A 17,618-nucleotide genomic window follows, 5' to 3' on the forward strand; every position below is an offset into this window, starting at 1 on the left:
GCGCTGAATTCATGCTGGAACCGGCGTTTTTCCCGGTGGAACCGAACAAGGACGAAGGCACCAGCCGCGATTCGATCGGCCTCGGGCAACGCGTCGGTCCGGGCCTCGACACCCGCCACGGCACAATCCTGACGCTGGAAGACATCAGCGTCAGCTTCGACGGCTTCCGGGCGCTGAACAATCTGAACCTGTACATCGGCGTCGGCGAACTGCGCTGCATCATCGGCCCCAACGGCGCAGGCAAGACCACGCTGATGGATGTGATCACCGGCAAGACCCGGCCGAGCCACGGCAAGGCGTGGTTCGGCGAAACCCTCGACCTGACGCAGATGAGCGAAGTGCAGATCGCCCAGGCCGGCATCGGTCGCAAGTTCCAGAAACCGACGGTGTTCGAGGCGCTGAGCGTGTTCGAGAACCTGGAGCTGGCGCAGAAAACCGACAAGTCGGTGTGGGCCAGCCTGCGGGCGAAGTTGAGCGGCGAGCAGAAAGACCGGATCAGCGAAGTGCTCGACACCATTCGCCTGACCACCTCGGTCAATCGCCCGGCCGGGCTGCTGTCCCACGGGCAGAAACAGTTTCTGGAAATCGGCATGTTGCTGATGCAGGACCCGCAACTGCTGCTGCTCGATGAACCGGTGGCGGGCATGACCGACGCCGAAACCGAATTCACCGCCGAGCTGTTCAAATCGCTGGCGGGCAAGCATTCGCTGATGGTGGTGGAACACGACATGGGCTTCGTCGGCTCGATTGCCGACCACGTCACCGTGTTGCATCAGGGCAGCGTGCTGGCCGAGGGATCACTGGAACAGGTGCAGGACAACGAGCGAGTTATCGAAGTCTATTTAGGAAGGTGAATCGGCCGGCTTCAAGCCGCAAGTTTCAAGCGGCAAGAAAAAACAAAGCCATCCACCCTCCCGCTTTAACTTGCAGCTTGAAGCTTGTCGCTTGAAGCCCAACTAACGGAGTTCCGATGCTACAGGTCCAAAAACTTCATCAGTACTACGGCGGTAGCCACATCCTGCGCGGCCTGAGCTTTGACGTGAAGGTCGGCGAAGTGACCTGCCTGCTCGGCCGTAACGGCGTGGGCAAGACCACGCTGCTCAAATGCCTGATGGGCCTGCTACCGGCCAAGGAAGGCGCGGTGAACTGGGAAGGCCAACCGATCACCACGTACAAGCCGCATCAACGGGTGCACGCCGGGATCGCCTATGTGCCCCAGGGTCGGGAGATTTTCGGCCGGCTGACCGTGGAAGAGAATCTGCTGATGGGCCTGTCGCGTTTCCCCGGCAGCGAAGCCAAAGAGGTTCCGGCGTTCATCTACGAGTTGTTCCCGGTGCTGCTGCAAATGAAACAGCGGCGCGGCGGCGACCTGTCCGGCGGTCAGCAACAGCAGCTTGCGATTGGCCGCGCACTGGCCAGCCGTCCACGGTTGCTGATCCTCGACGAACCCACCGAAGGCATCCAGCCGTCGGTAATCAAGGAAATCGGCGCGGTGATCAAGAAGCTCGCGGCCCGTGGTGACATGGCGATTCTGCTGGTGGAGCAGTTTTACGATTTCGCCGCCGAACTGGCCGATCAGTACCTGGTGATGTCCCGGGGCGAGATCGTGCAGCAGGGCCGTGGAGAAAATATGGAAAGCGAGGGTGTGCGCGGACTGGTTACGATCTAACCTGTAGCGTCCTAACGATAATCAGAAAACATGAACTTACCTTTAGCGACTGCCCTGTTTACCCCGAGCTGGCGTGCCGAGCTTGAGCTGGCCTATGCCCGCTTCGGCGATTGCACGCGCCCTACCCGTCGTCGCCACCTCGGTCCGTTGCGGGTGCAAAAGCATCTGTACGCCGAAGGGCCCGAGGTCTGCCAGCACATCATCGTCCACCCGCCAGGCGGGATTGCCGGCGGTGACCGGCTCGACATCAGCGCTCGCGTCGAACAAGACGCCTGGGCACAGATCACCAGCCCCGGCGCAGCCAAGTGGTATCGCGCGGCGGGGCCCGCTTATCAGTCACTGAACCTGCATGTCGCTGATGGCGCGACACTGGAATGGCTGCCTCAGGAAACCATCGTCTACAGCGCCGCCCAGGCGGAACTCTCGACCTCGATTGAGCTTGAAGGCGATGCGCGGCTGTTCTACTGGGACGTGGTAGCCCTCGGGCGGCCGGCCAGTGGCGAGCGTTTCGACCTCGGGCATTTCCAGGCACATCTGGATATTCGCCGTGATGGCCGGTTGTTGTGGCATGAGCGCCAGCGCATCGTTGGCGCTGACGGCTTGCTGGATTCGCCGATCGGGCTGGATGGCAATCCGGTGTTTGCGACCTTGCTGGTGACCGGTGAGATCGATGCTGAATTGCTGGAACGCTGCCGCTCGCTAAACCACGACGTGCGTGGGGATCTGACGCAACTTCCCGGACTTTTGGTCGCCCGTTGCCTGGCCAGTGAAGCGTTGCTGGCGCGGGCGTGGCTGATCGATCTGTGGCGATTGCTCAGGCCTGCGCTGCTTGGCCGCGAAGCCCTGCCCCCCCGAATCTGGAACACCTGATTTTCTTCAACTGCCGACAATGGATTTCAAACGATGGACCTGACCCCACGCGAAAAAGACAAGCTGCTGATCTTCACCGCCGGCCTCGTTGCCGAGCGGCGACTGGCCCGAGGCGTGAAACTGAACTACCCGGAAGCCATGGCCTACATCTCGGCGGCGCTGCTCGAAGGCGCCCGTGACGGCCAGACCGTGGCCGAGCTGATGCACTACGGCACCACCCTGCTGACCCGCGATCAGGTGATGGAAGGCATCCCGGAAATGATCCCGGAGATCCAGGTCGAAGCGACGTTTCCCGACGGCACCAAACTGGTCACCGTCCACCAACCGATCGTCTGAGGCCGTGCCATGACCTACACCATCCGCGATGCCCTGCACGCTGACCTGCCGGCGATCCGCGACATCTACAACGACGCCGTGCTCAACACCACGGCAATCTGGAACGAATCCGCCGTCGACCTCGGCAACCGTCAGGCGTGGTTCAGCGCACGCCAGGCCCAGGGCTATCCGATCCTGGTGATCGTCAACGCCGACAACACCACCCTCGGCTACGCTTCGTTCGGCGACTGGCGGCCGTTCGACGGTTTCCGCCACACCGTCGAGCACTCGGTCTATGTGCGCAGCGACCAGCGCGGCAACGGCCTCGGCCCGCAACTGATGACCGCGTTGATCGAACGCGCGAAAACCTGCGGCAAGCACGTCATGGTCGCCGCCATCGAAAGCGGCAACGCCGCGTCGATTCGCTTGCACGAACGCGCCGGTTTCATCACCACCGGGCAGATGCCGCAAGTCGGCACCAAGTTCGGCCGTTGGCTCGACCTGACCTTCATGCAACTGACCCTCAATCCTGGCGCGGAGCCACCGCCCGCCAACAAGGAGTGACACCGATGAACCCCGCCCAACTGCGACGCGTCAATGCCGAAAGTTTTGCGCACTATCGTCAGGGCCTGATCGACCTGCTGCTCGACGCCGTGGGGTATGGCGCCAGCGTCGGCTTCATGGCCGACCTCGATGCCACCCAGGCCCGCGCCTATTTCGATGAAGTGCAGGACAACCTGAACAAGGGCAGCGTCTTGCTGTGGGTGGTGGTCAAGGACGAACAGGTGCAGGCCAGCGTGCAGTTGAGCCTGTGCCAGAAGGCCAACGGCCTGAACCGCGCCGAGGTGCAGAAACTGCTGGTGCGCGAACACGCCCGGCGGCGCGGCCTCGGCCAGCAGTTGATGCAAGCGCTTGAGCTGGCAGCCCGCCAATACAAGCGTGGCATGCTTTACCTCGACACCGAGGCCGGCTCCCCCGCCGAAGATTTCTACAAGGCTTTGGGTTACACCCGCGCCGGGGAAATCCCCGACTACGCCTGCGACCCGAACGGCACCTATCGCCCGACGGCCCTCTATTACAAAGTCCTGCAAGGAGCGAACTGATGATTCCCGGCGAGTACAAAATCCAGCCCGGCGACATCGAACTCAACGTCGGTCGCCGCACCGTCAGCCTGAAAGTGGCGAACAGCGGCGACCGACCGATCCAGGTCGGCTCGCACTACCATTTTTTCGAGACCAACGACGCCCTGACCTTCGACCGCGCCGCCAGCCGTGGCATGCGCCTGAACATTCCCGCGGGCACCGCGGTGCGCTTCGAACCGGGCCAGAGCCGTGAGGTAGAGCTGGTGGATTACGTCGGGCACCGGCGGGTGTTCGGGTTTGCCGGGCGGGTCATGGGTGACCTCTGAAAGCAGCTCAGAGCTGCAAGCCGCGAGCTGCAAGTAAAAGGCAGTTTCGTGGCGCTCACACTTTTGCTTTTACTTGAAGCTCGCAGCTTGAAGCTTGCAGCTCAGTTCCGAGGAACGAGGAAATGAAACTAAGCCGTCAAGCCTACGCCGACATGTTCGGCCCCACCGTCGGCGACAAGGTGCGCCTGGCCGACACCGAGCTGTGGATCGAAGTCGAACAGGACTTCACCACCTACGGTGAAGAAGTGAAATTCGGCGGCGGCAAAGTGATCCGCGACGGCCAGGGCCAGAGCCAGTTGCTGGCGGCCGAAGTGGTCGACACCGTCATCACCAACGCGCTGATCATCGACCACTGGGGCATCGTCAAGGCCGACGTCGGCCTCAAGGACGGGCGCATCGCCGCCATCGGCAAGGCCGGCAACCCGGACGTCCAGCCCGGCGTGACGATCGCCATCGGCGCCAGCAGCGAAGTGATCGCCGGTGAAGGCATGATCCTCACCGCCGGCGGCATCGACACCCACATCCACTTCATCTGCCCGCAACAGATCGAAGAAGCGCTGATGAGCGGTGTCACCACCATGATCGGCGGCGGCACCGGGCCGGCCACCGGCACCAATGCAACGACCTGCACTTCGGGGCCGTGGCACCTGGCGCGGATGCTCCAGGCCGCCGACGCGTTCCCGATGAACATCGGCCTCACCGGCAAGGGCAACGCCAGCCTGCCGGAGCCGCTGATCGAACAGGTCAAGGCCGGCGCTATCGGCCTCAAGCTGCACGAAGACTGGGGCACCACCCCGGCGAGCATCGACAACTGCCTGAGCGTCGCCGACCAGTACGACGTGCAAGTGGCGATCCACACCGACACCCTCAACGAGTCCGGTTTCGTCGAAACCACCCTCGGCGCGTTCAAGGGCCGCACCATCCATACTTACCACACCGAGGGCGCCGGTGGCGGCCATGCGCCGGACATCATCAAGGCCTGCGGTTTCGCCAACGTGCTGCCGAGCTCGACCAACCCGACCCGGCCGTTCACCCGCAACACCATCGACGAACACCTCGACATGCTGATGGTCTGCCACCACCTCGACCCGAGCATTGCCGAAGACGTGGCGTTCGCCGAAAGCCGCATCCGCCGCGAAACCATTGCCGCCGAAGACATCCTCCACGACCTCGGCGCGTTTTCGATGATCAGTTCCGACAGCCAGGCCATGGGCCGCGTCGGCGAAGTCATCACCCGCACCTGGCAGACCGCCGACAAGATGAAAAAGCAGCGCGGCCCGCTGCCTCAGGACGGCGAAGGCAACGACAACTTCCGCGCCAAACGCTACATCGCCAAGTACACGATCAACCCGGCGATCACCCATGGCATCAGCCATGAAGTGGGTTCGGTGGAAGTCGGCAAGTGGGCCGACCTGGTGCTCTGGCGCCCGGCGTTCTTCGGCGTGAAACCGACGCTGATCCTCAAGGGCGGCGCCATCGCCGCCAGCCTGATGGGCGACGCCAACGCCTCGATCCCGACCCCGCAACCGGTGCACTACCGCCCGATGTTCGCCAGTTACGGTGGCTCGCTGCACGCCACCAGCCTGACCTTCATCAGCCAGGCGGCGCAGGCGTCGGGACTGCCCGAAGCGTTAGGCCTGAAGAAGAAAATCGCCGTGGTCAAAGGTTGCCGCGAGGTGCAGAAAACCGACCTGATCCATAACGACTATCTGCCGAACATCGACGTCGACCCGCAGACCTATCAGGTCAAGGCCGATGGCGTACTGCTCTGGTGTGAACCGGCCGAAACCCTGCCGATGGCGCAGCGTTACTTCCTGTTCTGACAACCGACAAACGCAAAAAAGGCCCCGAGTACCTGTCTGACGCACGGTCTCGGGGCCTTTTTCGTGATGCTGGAAAACCACTGGGCAATGGGTCGTGTATTTCTCGCCAAAGGGACTAATATTCGATTCGCTGTCGCCTTTATTCAGGAACTGCCCATGTGTCTTTCCGAGTTCATCCTGGCCAATATCGACGCAATCGTCGATGAATGGGAAAAGTTTGCCGCTACCATTACCCCGGCCGCCGACTATCTGGACTCGGCCGGTCTGCGCGATCACGCCAGCGCCATCCTGCGGGCCGCCGCTCGCGACATGAGCAAACCGCAAAGCCGCGACGAACAGGTCGCCAAGGCCAAGGGCGAAGGCCCGGAGAAAAGTCCGAGCCTGGATGAAGCCGGAGCCAGCCATGGCGAGCTGCGCCACACCGTCGGTTTCGATCTGGTGCAGATGACCTCGGAGTTTCGCCACCTGCGCGCCGTGGTGATTCGACGCTGGGTCGAGCATATCGAATTACCGGACACCACCTGCTTCCAGGACATGATCCGCTTCAACGAAGCCATCGACGAAGCCCTGGCCGAATCGACCGCCGCCTATGCCGAACAGGTCAACCGCTCACGGGACATCTTTCTCGCCATTCTCGGCCATGACCTGCGCGCTCCCCTGCAAGCGGTGAGCATGTCCACCGAGTTGCTGATGCGCAAAACCACGCTGGAAGGCGATGCGCTGACTTGTGCGCTGAACATCAAGCAGGGCGCGCGGCACATGGCGGCCATGGTCAGCGACCTGCTGGAACTGGTGCGCAGCCGCCTGGGCAGAAGCCTGCCGATCGAACCGGCGCCAATGGACCTGGCCGACGCGGCGCGAGCAGCCATAGCCGAAGCGTGCGCCGGCAATCCGGACAGTGACCCGACATTGAACACCGAGGGCGACACCCGTGGTGTCTGGGACGCCGGTCGGATCGATCAACTGCTGCAGAACCTGATCGGCAATGCCTTGCAGCATGGCTCTGATCCGCGCGAAGTGATCGTGACGTTGAAGGGACAAGCCAGTCAGGTGCTTCTGACCGTGCACAATTACGGCCCGTCCATTTCCGAAGAGGCCATCGGCACCATTTTCGACCCCTTGGTACGCAGCGCCGACGAAGAACTCGGCCAGCCGTCGACCAGCCTGGGCCTGGGCCTGTTCATCGTCAAGGAAGTGGTGACCGCCCATGGCGGGACGATCGAAGTCAGCTCAAGCGCAGCCGACGGCACGCTGTTCAGCGTGATGCTGCCCCGACAGGTTTAAGCAGAGAAACTATTCGACCACCAGCCGCGCCAGGCGCTGCCTGAGCATCCGGTTCTCGGCCCGCAGCTCCTGCACTTCTTCCAGCAGGTCCAGCGCCAGGGCGACGCCTTCCCATTCCAGCTCCAGGTCGCGCCGCAGCTTGGCGGCGCGTTTGGCCAGGGCCAGTTCGTAGTCGGTGAAGCGCCATTCCCGGGGCTGCGCGCCATGAGGTTCGAGGATGCCGTGTTCGACGATTTCGATCACGTAGACGTCCGACAGGTCGGCCGCCTCACAGAATTCTGCCATGTCCAGTTGAACGATCAGGGGGTTGCTCATGATGGGCTACTCCGTCGTCGGTATCAGAAGTTCTCTCGCGGATTGAAGGCGGCCTTCTTCGCCAGTTCCTGCCACAGCGCCTTGACGTCATCGCCGTTGGCTTTCGGCATGACAGCCTTGAGCTGGACGAACAGATAACCGCGCTCGCCCGCCTTGTTCTGCAGACCATGGCCCTTGGCACGCATGCGCTGGCCGTTCTGGCTGCCGGCCGGAACCTTCAGGTTGATCTTGCCGGTGAGGGTCGGCACGGCCACTTCGGCGCCCAGCGCCAGCTCCCACGGTGCCAGCGGCAAGGTGATGATCAGGTTTTCGCCTTCAACGTCGAATTTCGGGTGCGGCGCGAAACGGATGGTCAGGTACAGATCGCCATTGGCACCGCCACCGATGCCCGGTGCGCCCTGACCCTTGAGGCGGATGCGCTCGCCGTCGGTCACGCCAGCGGGGATTTTCACGTTCAGGCTCTTGCTGGTGTTGCTGACGTGCTGGCCCGAAGCGTTGTATTGCGGGACCTGGAAGCTGATCTTCTTCGACTCGTTCGAAAGCGTCTCCTCCAGAAAGATCGGCAGTTCCAGTTCCACGTCTTGCCCTCGCCGTCCGGCGCTGCGGGATTGCCGGCCAGCGCCGCCACCGAAACCGGGGCCGCGATTGCCGAAGATCGAACTGAAGAAGTCCGAGAAGTCACCGGTGTCGCCACCGCCACCGCCACCGCCGCCGCCAAAGCCGCCACGGCTCTGCCAGCCCGGCGGGCCCTGAAACGGCTGGCCGTGCTGACCATAACGACGCAGTTCGTCGTATTCGGCGCGCTTGTCGGCGCTTTTCAGCGCTTCGTAGGCTTCCGAGGCGTCCTTGAACTTGGCCTCGGCGTCCTTTTCCTTGCTGACATCGGGGTGGTATTTGCGCGCCAGCTTGCGATAGGCAGCCTTGATTGCCTTGTCGTCAGCCGTCGGCTCCACGCCGAGTATCTTGTAATAGTCTTTGAAGTCCATCGAAGGAATCACCATCCGTTATCGATTTCGCGCCGATCCCAGCATGCGCCGATTCGCGCGTGCCGGGTTGACCGATCTCAAGTTTGTGACCGGGTGGCGCAGCAGAAGTTTATCGGCAGTGGACGGCGGTTCTTGCGACCGCCGGTATGTCTGCCGGCCCATGCCAGCAAGTTTGGGGCAAACCGCCGAGTTTCAAGCAAGCTTAGCCGTGAAATAGCAGATGACCGGCCTTCGAATCTGTCGCGCACTGACATACACTGCGCGGCCGTTTTTTTGACCGGAACCGAAAGACCATGAAAGACGCCTCTCCAGCCCGTGCCTGCGGCATCGACTTCGGCACGTCCAACTCCACTGTCGGCTGGCTGCGCCCCGGCATGGAAACGATGATCGCGCTGGAAGACGACAAGATCACCCTGCCATCGGTGGTCTTTTTCAATATCGAAGAGCGCCGTCCGGTTTACGGCCGTCTGGCGCTGCACGAGTACCTGGAAGGCTACGAAGGCCGACTGATGCGCTCGCTCAAGAGCCTGCTGGGTTCCAAGCTGATCAAGCACGACACCAGCGTTCTCGGCACCGCAATGCCGTTCAAGGACCTGCTCGGGCTGTTCATCGGCCAGCTCAAGAGCCGCGCCGAAGCCGCCGCCGGTCGGGAGTTCGAGCAGGTGGTGCTGGGCCGCCCGGTGTTCTTCGTCGACGACGATCCGCTGGCCGACCAGGAAGCCGAAGACACCCTGGTGGAAGTGGCACGCAAACTCGGTTTCAAGGACGTGTCGTTCCAGTACGAGCCGATTGCCGCAGCCTTCGACTACGAGTCGACCATCGAAAAGGAAGAACTGGTGCTGATCGTCGACATCGGCGGTGGTACGTCGGACTTCTCACTGGTGCGCCTGTCGCCCGAGCGTCGCGGTGTGGATAACCGTCACGACGACATCCTCGCCACCGGCGGCGTGCACATCGGCGGGACCGACTTCGACAAACAGTTGAGCCTGCAAGGCCTGATGCCGCTGTTCGGCTACGGCAGCCGCATGAAAAGCGGCGCGTTCATGCCGACCAGCCACCACATGAACCTGGCGACCTGGCACACCATCAACTCGGTGTACTCGCAGAAATCGACCCTGGCTCTGGGCAGCATGCGTTACGACATCGAAGACACGGGCGGCATCGACCGTCTGTTCAAACTGATCGAACAGCGCGCCGGGCACTGGCTGGCGATGGAAGTGGAAGAAACCAAGATCCACCTGACCCACAACGACAGTCGCCACGTGCCGCTGGATCGCATCGAGTCGGGCCTGAGCGTGGAACTGACCCGGGCGTTGTTCGAATCGGCCATCGAGTCGCAGCTCGAGCGCGTGCGCGGCAGCGTCACCCAATTGTTGGCCGACGCCAATGTGGCGGTGGGTCAGGTCGATACGGTGTTCTTCACCGGTGGTTCGAGCGGCATTCCGGCACTGCGCAACAGCGTCTCGGCGATGCTGCCGAACGCGCGGCATGTGGAAGGGAATATCTTTGGCAGCATCGGTAGCGGCCTGGCGATCGAGGCCATGAAACGCTATGGCGTTTAACGCCAGCCTCAAGTTGCAAGCTTCAAGCTACAAGTAAAAGCAAAGGGCAAGAGCGACCACCGCTCTTGCCTTTTTCTTGCGGCTTGCAGCTCAAAACTCGCAGCTGCTTTTAAACCATCCCGCCCAGCTTCAACTCACTCTTCAGATACGCGTAATAGATCGGCCCCGCCACCACTCCCGGCAGGCCGAACGCGGCCTCGAACACCAGCATTGCCAGCAGCAACTCCCAGGACTTGGCACTGATCTGCCCGCCGACGATGCGCGCGTTGAGGAAGTATTCCAGCTTGTGGATAAAGATCAGGTAACCCAACGCCGCAATCGCCACCCAGATCGACAGCGACAGGCCGACGATAGTGATCAGGGTGTTCGACATCAGATTGCCAATCACCGGCAGCAGACCGAGCAGAAAGGTCAGCACGATCAGGGTCTTGGTCAGCGGCAGCTTGATCCCGAACAGCGGCAGGACCACCGCCAGGAAGATCCCGGTGAAAAAGGTGTTGAGCAGGGAAATCTTGATCTGCGCGAACACAATGTTGCGAAACGCCTGAACCAGCAGGTGCAGACGGTCGAACAGTGCGGCCGCCAGCGGTTTGCGCTTGGTGACGTCCGGCACACGCTGCAAGGCGATGATCGCGCCCAGCACCATGCCGATCAGCAAGGTCACGAACATGTGCGCCGCGTCTTTGCCCACCAGTTGCAGTTCGGACAAATGCTTGCTCGCCCATTCACCGATGGCCACCCGGAATTCGGCAGCGCTGGCCGGCAGGTAGGCGTCGATGAACGGCGGCAACTGTCCACGCGCACGGTCGACCACGCCCATGAATTTGTCGAGGGAGGCGCCAGGGTTTTCCGCCTCATGCAGCAGGAAACTGATGGCGCCAGCGAAGATCAGCGTCAGCACACTTACCACCAGCGTGCCCAGCAATGCCACCGCCAGCCAGCGCGCGCGGCGGCCTTCGATCAGCCGCTGCAGTTGTGGGGTGAGCATGTTGACCAGTTCGAACACCAGCAACCCGGCCAGCAGACTGGGCAGCAAACGCAATGGCAACACCAGCAACAGACCGCCGAAAATGATGATGCAACTGACCCAGAACACAACATGACGCTCAGAAAACGTTGGCATACAGCCTCAAAACGAACGGCGTAAAAGGATTGGCAGTCTGCCAGCGATCCGAGAGGAGCACTAGGGATATGCGGTGTTTGGGGTTTGGTGTCTGACTTGCGGCCCACCCCTCACCCTAGCCCTCTCCCGGAGGGAGAGGGAACTGATTGCGGGATGCTCGGGTGATCCGGCGACCTGAAAGCTCTGTATCGAATCCATAATCGACCGGATGTTTCAGGTCGAAGAATGTCTGGAAACAACGCGGTCAGTCCCCTCTCCCTCTGGGAGAGGGTTAGGGTGAGGGCCTGGATCCCAAGCCGGACACATCTGCCGGTCACCACTCAAACCCGCTTTATTTTTTCTTCAGACAATCACTCATGAACGTCTTGCGCGCATCACCGGTCAGGGCTTTGGTCTTGGCATCGGCATTACAGGTTTTCATCTTTTCCTGCTGCGGGGTCAGGGCCTTGGCGTCGTTGGCCGCCGGCGTTGCCTTGAGGCAGGTGCTCATGAAGGCTTTGCGCTCGTCGCCCTTGAGGCTCTTGGCCGTGGCGTCGGCGTTGCAGGTGGTCATCTTGTTCTGTTGCGCCGTGGCGGCGAAACCCTGGGAGCACAGCAGCAGACCGATCATCAACAAAGGGACACGCAGCATCTTCATGGAGTTTTCTCCTTGGCGCCGCCTCGATGGAGGTGGCCTCTGCTGGAGTGTAGTCAAAGCTTGTTACACCTTCCTGGCCTCAAGGTGACTGCGCCGGTATTGTTCCGGCGTACACCCGGCCTGCCGGGCAAACATGGCGATGAAGGCCGAGCCGCTGCTGTAGCCGAGATCGAAGGCGATTTCCTGCACGCTGCGCGCAGATTCCAGCGCCTCGATGGCGGCGAGATAGCGCAGGCGCTGACGCCACTCACCGAAACTCATCCCCAGCTCCCGCACGAATTGCCGGGCCAGGGTGCGCTCGCTGACATGCACCTGCGCCGCCCAGTGCGCCAGCGGCTGATTGTTGCCGGGCTCGGCCTGCAGGGTTTCGAGAATGGTCAGCAAACCGGGGCTGCTGGCGTAAGGCAAATAGCATTGATGAACCGGGGCCTGGCGCAATTGATCCACCAGCACCTGGGCCAGGCGCTGGTCGGCTTCCAGCGCGGGGATCTTCACATCGCGGGCGGCGAAGTCCTTGAGGATCGCCTTGAGAATGTCGCTGATCGCCAAAGTGCAGGCCTGCGCCGGCAAATCGGAACACACATCCGGCGCCAGGCACACCGCCCGATAATTGACCGGCTGATGACTGTAGAAACTGTGCTCGACCTGCGGCGGCACCCAAACCGCGTATTGCGGCGGCGACATGAAACGGCTGCCGTCGACATCCATGTGCAGCACGCCGTGGGCCGCGTATTCCAGCGTGCCCCATGGATGGCGATGCGGCGCGGCGTATTCGTGAGCGTTGAAGTCGGCATAACGGAAATACACCGCCGACGGCAGTTCGCTGAAATCCAGCAGATCGATGTGTTTACTGTTCATGCTGTCCGGAATCAGGGGCGGGTTGTCCGGTTCGCAGTATAGGCCTGCATCCAGACAGCGGATAATCACCGTTCATCAACGTACTGGTTTCTGCTCCCATGCAATACGCGTTTCCCCTGCTGGCGATTTTCATCTGGGCCGGCAACACCGTGATCAACAAACTTGCGGTCGGTGCGATCTTTCCCGCCGAAATCGGCTTTTACCGCTGGCTGCTCGCCGGCCTGCTGTTCACGCCGTTCATGCTCAAGAAGGTGATCGCGCACTGGCCGCAGATCCGCCCGAACCTCGGCAAGATTTTCATCCTCGGCGTGCTCGGCATGGCGGTCTATCAGAGCCTGGCCTACTTCGCCGCGACCCTGACCAGCGCCACCAACATGGGCATCATCCTGTCGCTGATGCCGTTGATGTCGCTGGCCATGGCGATCATCAGCCTCGGCCAGCGCCTGACCGCCGGTGCGCTGGTCGGTGCGGTGCTGTCGTTCGCCGGTGTGCTGGTGGTGGTGTCGTCCGGCAGCCTCGGCGCATTGCTGCAACACGGGGTGAACCTGGGTGACGCGATGATGCTGATCGCCACCCTCGCCTACGCCATCTACAGCACCCTGCTGAAAAAATGGCAGCTGCGCCTGCCGCCGCTGGTGTTGCTGTATTTGCAGGTGCTGGTGGCGGTGGTGGTGCTGTTTCCGCTGTACGCCATGTCGCCGAAAACCGGCCTGACTCTGCAGAACATACCGCTGGTGCTGTACGCGTGCCTGCTGGCCTCGATGCTCGCGCCGCTGGCCTGGATGCAGGCCGTGCAGCGCCTGGGCCCGAGCCGGACCACGCTGTTCTTCAACCTGCTGCCGTTGATCACCGCGCTGATTGCCGCGGTGGTACTGAAGGAACAACTGGCGATGTATCACCTGGTCGGTGGCTTGCTGACCTTGGGCGGAGTGATTCTTTCCGAGCGCTGGACCACCGTCCTCGGCCGCCGCGTCAGCGTTGCCTGATAGGGCGCCTTCGCTGGCAAGCCAGCTCCCACAGGGCTGGGGTCGTACATACATCTTGTGAACGTCCGAATCACTGTGGGAGCTGGCTTGCCAGCGATTGACGATAATGCGGTCTGACGGTTAAACCCCGGCAGCCTTGAGGCGCGCCGCATGCTCGACGAACAGCCGCACCGGGTCCGCGCCTTTGCCGACCAGTCCCAGCGACTGGTTGACGATGTCGAAGTGATCCATCGGGTAGTCATCGCCGATGACCGTGCCCAGGTGCGAGCTGTAGCGTCCGACCATGCCGTCGCACTGCCCCGGCTCGCGCACGAAGGTTTTGGCGAACAACCGGCAACTGCGGTTGGTGCCGTCAAACAGGTTGCCACCGCGATCGGTCTTGCCCGGCTGCAAGGTGCCGGACCACGAGTAATACCGCACCCCGTTGACCTCTTCCGCCCCCTGCCCGCCCCAGGTTTGCGGCAGGCCTTGTGGATAACGCTGGTTGAACAGCGCCACGCCTTCGGTGGTCAGGGAATGGTGCGAGGCGTGGATATCCACCGGCAGTTTCGGCCCGTGATAACCGGTCTCCATAAGCGCCATCAGCCAGCCGACAAAACGCAACAGCGCTTCCAGAATCCGACCCCGAGCGCTGTCCGCCGGATAGTGTTTGGCCAGATAGTCGGCCAGTTCCGAACCGTGATTGGGCCCGGCCACCGACGTGACTGAGGCCACCAGATCCGGACGCTTGGCCGCCGCATAACGCGCCGTCAGCGAACCCTGGCTATGGCCGAACAGATTGACCTTGGCCGCACCGGTCTCACGCAGGATTTCATCGATGCGCGTCAGCAACTGCTCGCCGCGCACTTCGGTGGAATTGAGCGGCGACACCTGCACCGCAATCACCGTCGCACCACCCCGGCGCAACGCTTTGATGATCCCGTACCAGTACGGGTACAGCACCAGACGGATGAAACCGAGCATTCCCGGCACCAGCACCAGTGGATAACGTGTGGCCGAATCTTGCGCCATGGGCAAACATCCTTGTGGTCGGTGAGTGGATGCAGGGCGTGCAAAACGCCCGCCAAGCATCCTCCTCGATGATGACAACTCCACGACCAGCCTACTTCAGCCCCACCACCCCCGCCACAATCAGCCCCACCGACAGCAACTTCACCAGCGTCAGGCTCTCGCCCAGCAGCGCGAAACCGAGAAACACCGTGCCCAATGATCCGATGGCGGTCCAGATCGGATAAGCGATGCTCACCGGCAACTCGCGCATCGCCAGAGTCAGGAAGTACACCCCGCCCACCGCAGCGACGACCGTAATCAGCGACGGCCAGAGCCGGGTGAAACCTTCGGCGTACTTCATGCCCATGGCGAAGGTGACCTCGAACCCGGCCGCGATCAGCAGAAACAGCCAGGCCATTAGAACTCCCGGGCCAGGTCGAGCAAGCGCTGCTCGGCCTCGGCCACCGACACCGCGAAGGTGCGCTCGGCGGATTCCTCGCCCTCGGCCGCGACCACCGTAACGTCGTTGATGCCGATAAAACCCAATGCCGTGCGCAGCCATGGATCGGCGTGGTTAAGCGCCTCCAGCTCACCGCCCGGGCCGAAACCGAAACCGCCGCGACTGGTGACGATCAGCGCCTTCTTGCCGTGCAGCAGCGGCGTGTATTGGGCGATGCCGTTGTCCAGTGTATGGTCGAACGTCAGGCCCAGCCGCACGATCTGATCGACCCAGGCCTTGAGGCCACTGGGCACGTTGAAGTTGTACATCGGCGTGGAAATCAGCAGCAGGTCGTGATCGAACAACTCGCCCACCAGTTGATCGCTGAGCGCCAGATCGGCCTGCATCGTCAGCGGCCGAGCCTCGGGCTCCGGGTAAAACGCCGCTGCGACAAACGCCTCATTCACTGCCGGAATCAGCGCCCGCCCGACTTCACGGCGAGTAACCTGAGCCTGTGGATGACGGACTTGCCAGGCACTGAGAAAACTTTCCGCCAGACGCCGCGAATGGGAACGTTCACCGCGAGGGCTGGCATGGATCGCAAGAATCTTGCTCATCTGAATCTCCTTGGGACTAGACTTGAGCGACTGTGTGGCGCCAGATTGCTGCCATTCAGTCGTCGCCTCAAATGAGCAAAAATCAGTCGGGATGAATTGATTTCATCCGTGGAGCTTTCATGTTCGCTGCCTTGCCCCTGACCGCCCTGCGCGCGTTCGAATCCGCCTCACGCCTGTTGAGTTTCAAGGCAGCCGCCGAAGAGCTGGCGGTGACGCCAACGGCGATTTCCCATCAGATCCGCTCGCTTGAGGATTGGCTCGGCGTGGCGCTGTTCGAACGCCTGCCGCGTCAGGTGCGCCTGACCGAGGGTGGCGAGCGGCTGTTCCGCAGCCTGCACGGCGCGTTTCTGGAAGTGGCGCAAAGCGTCGATACCCTGCGCCCGCAACGCAGCGGCAGCAGCCTGACACTGTCGACCACCGCCGCGTTCGCCGCGCTGTGGCTGGTGCCGCGACTGGGACGGTTTTACGCCAGGCATCCGAACATCAATGTGCGGCTGGACACCCATTGCGAAGTGATCGACTTGCATCAGGACGCCAGCGTCGATCTGGTGCTGCGCTACAGCCTCGACGATTACCCGAACCTCTTTGGGCTGTGCCTGTTCGATGAATCGTTCGGCGTGTACGGCTCGCCGGAACAGGTGACGCTGGCCGCCCGCCGCACTCCGGCGCTGATCAGCGTGCATTGGCACAATTCGAAGCTGTATGCCCACGGTTGGGAGGCGTGGTGCGCGCAGTCAGGCGAGAACTGGCTGAATCAGCACCCGGCCGTCCGCGAATACGACGAAGAGCATTACGCCCTGCAAGCGGCCATCGCCGGACAGGGGCTGGTGCTTGCGAGCAATATCCTCGTCTCACAGAGCGTCGCCAGTGGTCTGCTGGTGCCATACAAGGGCGAGGTCCAGGTCGATGGCGCCGGTTACAGCGCACTTTGCGTACCGGGTCGCGAACGCCATCCGCCGGTAAAAGCGTTTTTTGCCTGGCTGCGCGAGGAAGCGCAGCTTTGCGGACATGTGCCGCGCTGAATCCGACAAAACTTTTTGCAGCTCTCATCACTCACAAGCAGGTAACGATCACGTCAGCAGAACGTGACGCCAATCGGATTAGCCTCCAGGAGACTGAAATGAGTGACCTGCAATTGTCTGATGTTCAAACCCTGCGCGAGCGCGCCCGCCAACACGTGGAAAACGGCGCGGTGACCGAAAGCTACAGCGCCAACCGTGAAGAAGTGCTGCGCCTGCTCAACGAATCGCTGGCCACCGAACTGGTCTGCGTCTTGCGCTACAAGCGCCACTACTTCATGGCCAACGGCCTGAAAGCCAACGTCGCCGCCGACGAGTTCCTCGAGCACGCCACTCAGGAAGCCGAACACGCCGACCGTCTCGCCGAGCGCATCGTGCAACTGGGTGGCGAGCCTGAATTCAACCCTGACCTGCTGTCGAAGATGTCCCACGCGCAATACGTGGCCGGCAACACCTTGAAGGAAATGGTTTACGAAGACCTGGTGGCCGAGCGGATCGCCATCGACAGCTACCGCGAAATCATCCAGTACATCGGTGAAAAGGACCCGACCACCCGCCGGATCTTCGAAGACATCCTGGCTCAGGAAGAAGAGCATGCGGATGACATGGCGGATATTCTGAAAGACCTCTGAGTCCTCCAGATCCAATCGCGGGCAAGCCCGCTCCCACAGGATTTCACTGGACCTGTGGGAGCGGGCTTGCCCGCGATTGCTTTCT

At 62.0% G+C, this 17,618-nt stretch carries 21 protein-coding genes; 13 read left to right on the forward strand and 8 right to left on the reverse strand.

Features of this window, described 5'->3' with window-relative positions:
• Positions 1–11: 11 nt before the first annotated feature.
• The 9 genes from urtD to QLG12_RS09010 all read left to right on the forward strand — a co-directional run bounded on the left by urtD (position 12) and on the right by QLG12_RS09010 (position 7,369).
• A complete protein-coding gene (urtD, locus tag QLG12_RS08970) occupies positions 12–854 on the forward strand; it encodes an urea ABC transporter ATP-binding protein UrtD (RefSeq protein WP_170844913.1) in 843 nt (280 codons plus the stop codon).
• 116 nt (positions 855–970) lie between these two features.
• Positions 971–1,669 carry an urea ABC transporter ATP-binding subunit UrtE gene (urtE, locus tag QLG12_RS08975; protein WP_282474337.1) on the forward strand — a complete coding sequence of 233 codons (699 nt, stop codon included), beginning with the start codon at positions 971–973 and terminating at the stop codon, positions 1,667–1,669.
• A 30-nt stretch (positions 1,670–1,699) separates the two neighbouring features.
• Positions 1,700–2,539: an urease accessory protein UreD gene (locus tag QLG12_RS08980; RefSeq protein ID WP_236194666.1), complete on the forward strand. Its 840-nt coding sequence runs from the start codon at positions 1,700–1,702 to the stop codon at positions 2,537–2,539.
• Between the two features lie 33 nt (positions 2,540–2,572).
• Positions 2,573–2,875, forward strand: coding sequence for an urease subunit gamma (ureA, locus tag QLG12_RS08985; protein ID WP_039766748.1), 303 nt, complete (start codon positions 2,573–2,575; stop codon positions 2,873–2,875).
• A gap of 9 nt (positions 2,876–2,884) precedes the next feature.
• Positions 2,885–3,418 (forward strand): GNAT family N-acetyltransferase, encoded by a 534-nt coding sequence (locus tag QLG12_RS08990; RefSeq protein ID WP_197869890.1) that lies wholly within the window; start codon positions 2,885–2,887, stop codon positions 3,416–3,418.
• A gap of 5 nt (positions 3,419–3,423) precedes the next feature.
• Positions 3,424–3,957, forward strand: a complete 534-nt coding sequence (locus tag QLG12_RS08995; protein ID WP_064379148.1) for a GNAT family N-acetyltransferase — start codon at positions 3,424–3,426, stop codon at positions 3,955–3,957.
• Positions 3,957–4,262 (forward strand): urease subunit beta, encoded by a 306-nt coding sequence (locus tag QLG12_RS09000; protein ID WP_282474338.1) that lies wholly within the window; start codon positions 3,957–3,959, stop codon positions 4,260–4,262. Before QLG12_RS08995 ends, QLG12_RS09000 begins: the two co-directional genes overlap by 1 nt.
• A 122-nt stretch (positions 4,263–4,384) precedes the next feature.
• The gene (gene ureC / locus QLG12_RS09005; RefSeq protein ID WP_236194668.1) at positions 4,385–6,085 is read left to right on the forward strand and encodes an urease subunit alpha; all 1,701 of its coding nucleotides are present in this window, start codon (positions 4,385–4,387) and stop codon (positions 6,083–6,085) included.
• 156 nt (positions 6,086–6,241) lie between these two features.
• Entirely contained in the window at positions 6,242–7,369 is a 1,128-nt protein-coding gene (locus tag QLG12_RS09010; RefSeq protein WP_282474339.1) for a sensor histidine kinase, read from the forward strand.
• Positions 7,370–7,378: 9 nt separating this feature from the next.
• On the opposite strand, the gene QLG12_RS09015 is transcribed toward QLG12_RS09010, so the two are convergent.
• Positions 7,379–7,684 carry a chaperone modulator CbpM gene (locus QLG12_RS09015; RefSeq protein WP_282474340.1) on the reverse strand — a complete coding sequence of 102 codons (306 nt, stop codon included), beginning with the start codon at positions 7,682–7,684 and terminating at the stop codon, positions 7,379–7,381.
• Positions 7,685–7,707: 23 nt separating this feature from the next.
• The gene (locus QLG12_RS09020) at positions 7,708–8,670 is read right to left on the reverse strand and encodes a DnaJ C-terminal domain-containing protein (protein WP_282474341.1); all 963 of its coding nucleotides are present in this window, start codon (positions 8,668–8,670) and stop codon (positions 7,708–7,710) included.
• A gap of 293 nt (positions 8,671–8,963) precedes the next feature.
• On the opposite strand from QLG12_RS09020, the gene QLG12_RS09025 reads away from it, so the two are divergent.
• Positions 8,964–10,232, forward strand: coding sequence for an Hsp70 family protein (locus QLG12_RS09025; RefSeq protein ID WP_197869894.1), 1,269 nt, complete (start codon positions 8,964–8,966; stop codon positions 10,230–10,232).
• A gap of 109 nt (positions 10,233–10,341) precedes the next feature.
• On the opposite strand, the gene QLG12_RS09030 is transcribed toward QLG12_RS09025, so the two are convergent.
• The 3 genes from QLG12_RS09030 to QLG12_RS09040 all read right to left on the reverse strand — a co-directional run bounded on the left by QLG12_RS09030 (position 10,342) and on the right by QLG12_RS09040 (position 12,850).
• A complete protein-coding gene (locus tag QLG12_RS09030; protein WP_011332225.1) occupies positions 10,342–11,355 on the reverse strand; it encodes an AI-2E family transporter in 1,014 nt (337 codons plus the stop codon).
• A gap of 331 nt (positions 11,356–11,686) precedes the next feature.
• A complete protein-coding gene (locus QLG12_RS09035; protein ID WP_282474342.1) occupies positions 11,687–11,992 on the reverse strand; it encodes a PsiF family protein in 306 nt (101 codons plus the stop codon).
• Positions 11,993–12,055: 63 nt separating this feature from the next.
• Positions 12,056–12,850: a helix-turn-helix transcriptional regulator gene (locus QLG12_RS09040; RefSeq protein ID WP_108563637.1), complete on the reverse strand. Its 795-nt coding sequence runs from the start codon at positions 12,848–12,850 to the stop codon at positions 12,056–12,058.
• Positions 12,851–12,948: 98 nt separating this feature from the next.
• Here QLG12_RS09040 and QLG12_RS09045 point away from each other — a divergent pair, with 98 nt between their 5' ends.
• Entirely contained in the window at positions 12,949–13,836 is an 888-nt protein-coding gene (locus QLG12_RS09045) for a DMT family transporter (protein ID WP_108559358.1), read from the forward strand.
• A gap of 120 nt (positions 13,837–13,956) precedes the next feature.
• Here the strand turns inward: QLG12_RS09045 and QLG12_RS09050 are convergent, their stop codons facing one another.
• The 3 genes from QLG12_RS09050 to QLG12_RS09060 all read right to left on the reverse strand — a co-directional run bounded on the left by QLG12_RS09050 (position 13,957) and on the right by QLG12_RS09060 (position 15,882).
• Entirely contained in the window at positions 13,957–14,847 is an 891-nt protein-coding gene (locus QLG12_RS09050; RefSeq protein ID WP_282474343.1) for a triacylglycerol lipase, read from the reverse strand.
• A 91-nt stretch (positions 14,848–14,938) separates the two neighbouring features.
• Positions 14,939–15,244 carry a multidrug efflux SMR transporter gene (locus tag QLG12_RS09055; RefSeq protein WP_011332220.1) on the reverse strand — a complete coding sequence of 102 codons (306 nt, stop codon included), beginning with the start codon at positions 15,242–15,244 and terminating at the stop codon, positions 14,939–14,941.
• On the reverse strand, positions 15,244–15,882 hold the full coding sequence (locus tag QLG12_RS09060) for an NAD(P)H-dependent oxidoreductase (RefSeq protein WP_085609212.1): 639 nt from the start codon (positions 15,880–15,882) through the stop codon (positions 15,244–15,246). The genes QLG12_RS09055 and QLG12_RS09060 overlap by 1 nt, the downstream gene beginning before the upstream one ends.
• A 119-nt stretch (positions 15,883–16,001) precedes the next feature.
• On the opposite strand from QLG12_RS09060, the gene QLG12_RS09065 reads away from it, so the two are divergent.
• A complete protein-coding gene (locus QLG12_RS09065) occupies positions 16,002–16,904 on the forward strand; it encodes a LysR substrate-binding domain-containing protein (RefSeq protein ID WP_282474344.1) in 903 nt (300 codons plus the stop codon).
• 98 nt (positions 16,905–17,002) lie between these two features.
• On the forward strand, positions 17,003–17,533 hold the full coding sequence (locus tag QLG12_RS09070; RefSeq protein WP_011332217.1) for a ferritin-like domain-containing protein: 531 nt from the start codon (positions 17,003–17,005) through the stop codon (positions 17,531–17,533).
• Positions 17,534–17,618 lie beyond the last annotated feature (85 nt).

Source organism: Pseudomonas sp. V88_4, assembly GCF_029967985.1.
GTDB lineage: Bacteria > Pseudomonadota > Gammaproteobacteria > Pseudomonadales > Pseudomonadaceae > Aquipseudomonas > Aquipseudomonas glycinae.

Excerpts from the sequence above, each read along its gene's own strand:
- QLG12_RS09045 (WP_108559358.1), top strand. The coding sequence starts at position 12,949 with ATGCAATACGCGTTTCCCCTGCTGGCGATTTTCATCTGGGCCGGCAAC.
- QLG12_RS08995 (WP_064379148.1), top strand. The coding sequence starts at position 3,424 with ATGAACCCCGCCCAACTGCGACGCGTCAATGCCGAAAGTTTTGCGCAC.
- QLG12_RS09010 (WP_282474339.1), top strand. The coding sequence starts at position 6,242 with ATGTGTCTTTCCGAGTTCATCCTGGCCAATATCGACGCAATCGTCGAT.
- QLG12_RS09025 (WP_197869894.1), top strand. The coding sequence starts at position 8,964 with ATGAAAGACGCCTCTCCAGCCCGTGCCTGCGGCATCGACTTCGGCACG.
- QLG12_RS09060 (WP_085609212.1), bottom strand. The coding sequence starts at position 15,882 with ATGAGCAAGATTCTTGCGATCCATGCCAGCCCTCGCGGTGAACGTTCC.
- QLG12_RS09030 (WP_011332225.1), bottom strand. The coding sequence starts at position 11,355 with ATGCCAACGTTTTCTGAGCGTCATGTTGTGTTCTGGGTCAGTTGCATC.
- urtE (WP_282474337.1), top strand. The coding sequence starts at position 971 with ATGCTACAGGTCCAAAAACTTCATCAGTACTACGGCGGTAGCCACATC.
- QLG12_RS09020 (WP_282474341.1), bottom strand. The coding sequence starts at position 8,670 with ATGGACTTCAAAGACTATTACAAGATACTCGGCGTGGAGCCGACGGCT.
- QLG12_RS09050 (WP_282474343.1), bottom strand. The coding sequence starts at position 14,847 with ATGGCGCAAGATTCGGCCACACGTTATCCACTGGTGCTGGTGCCGGGA.
- QLG12_RS09040 (WP_108563637.1), bottom strand. The coding sequence starts at position 12,850 with ATGAACAGTAAACACATCGATCTGCTGGATTTCAGCGAACTGCCGTCG.
- QLG12_RS08990 (WP_197869890.1), top strand. The coding sequence starts at position 2,885 with ATGACCTACACCATCCGCGATGCCCTGCACGCTGACCTGCCGGCGATC.
- QLG12_RS09015 (WP_282474340.1), bottom strand. The coding sequence starts at position 7,684 with ATGAGCAACCCCCTGATCGTTCAACTGGACATGGCAGAATTCTGTGAG.
- QLG12_RS08980 (WP_236194666.1), top strand. The coding sequence starts at position 1,700 with ATGAACTTACCTTTAGCGACTGCCCTGTTTACCCCGAGCTGGCGTGCC.
- QLG12_RS09070 (WP_011332217.1), top strand. The coding sequence starts at position 17,003 with ATGAGTGACCTGCAATTGTCTGATGTTCAAACCCTGCGCGAGCGCGCC.
- ureA (WP_039766748.1), top strand. The coding sequence starts at position 2,573 with ATGGACCTGACCCCACGCGAAAAAGACAAGCTGCTGATCTTCACCGCC.
- urtD (WP_170844913.1), top strand. The coding sequence starts at position 12 with ATGCTGGAACCGGCGTTTTTCCCGGTGGAACCGAACAAGGACGAAGGC.
- QLG12_RS09000 (WP_282474338.1), top strand. The coding sequence starts at position 3,957 with ATGATTCCCGGCGAGTACAAAATCCAGCCCGGCGACATCGAACTCAAC.
- QLG12_RS09065 (WP_282474344.1), top strand. The coding sequence starts at position 16,002 with ATGTTCGCTGCCTTGCCCCTGACCGCCCTGCGCGCGTTCGAATCCGCC.
- ureC (WP_236194668.1), top strand. The coding sequence starts at position 4,385 with ATGAAACTAAGCCGTCAAGCCTACGCCGACATGTTCGGCCCCACCGTC.
- QLG12_RS09055 (WP_011332220.1), bottom strand. The coding sequence starts at position 15,244 with ATGGCCTGGCTGTTTCTGCTGATCGCGGCCGGGTTCGAGGTCACCTTC.
- QLG12_RS09035 (WP_282474342.1), bottom strand. The coding sequence starts at position 11,992 with ATGAAGATGCTGCGTGTCCCTTTGTTGATGATCGGTCTGCTGCTGTGC.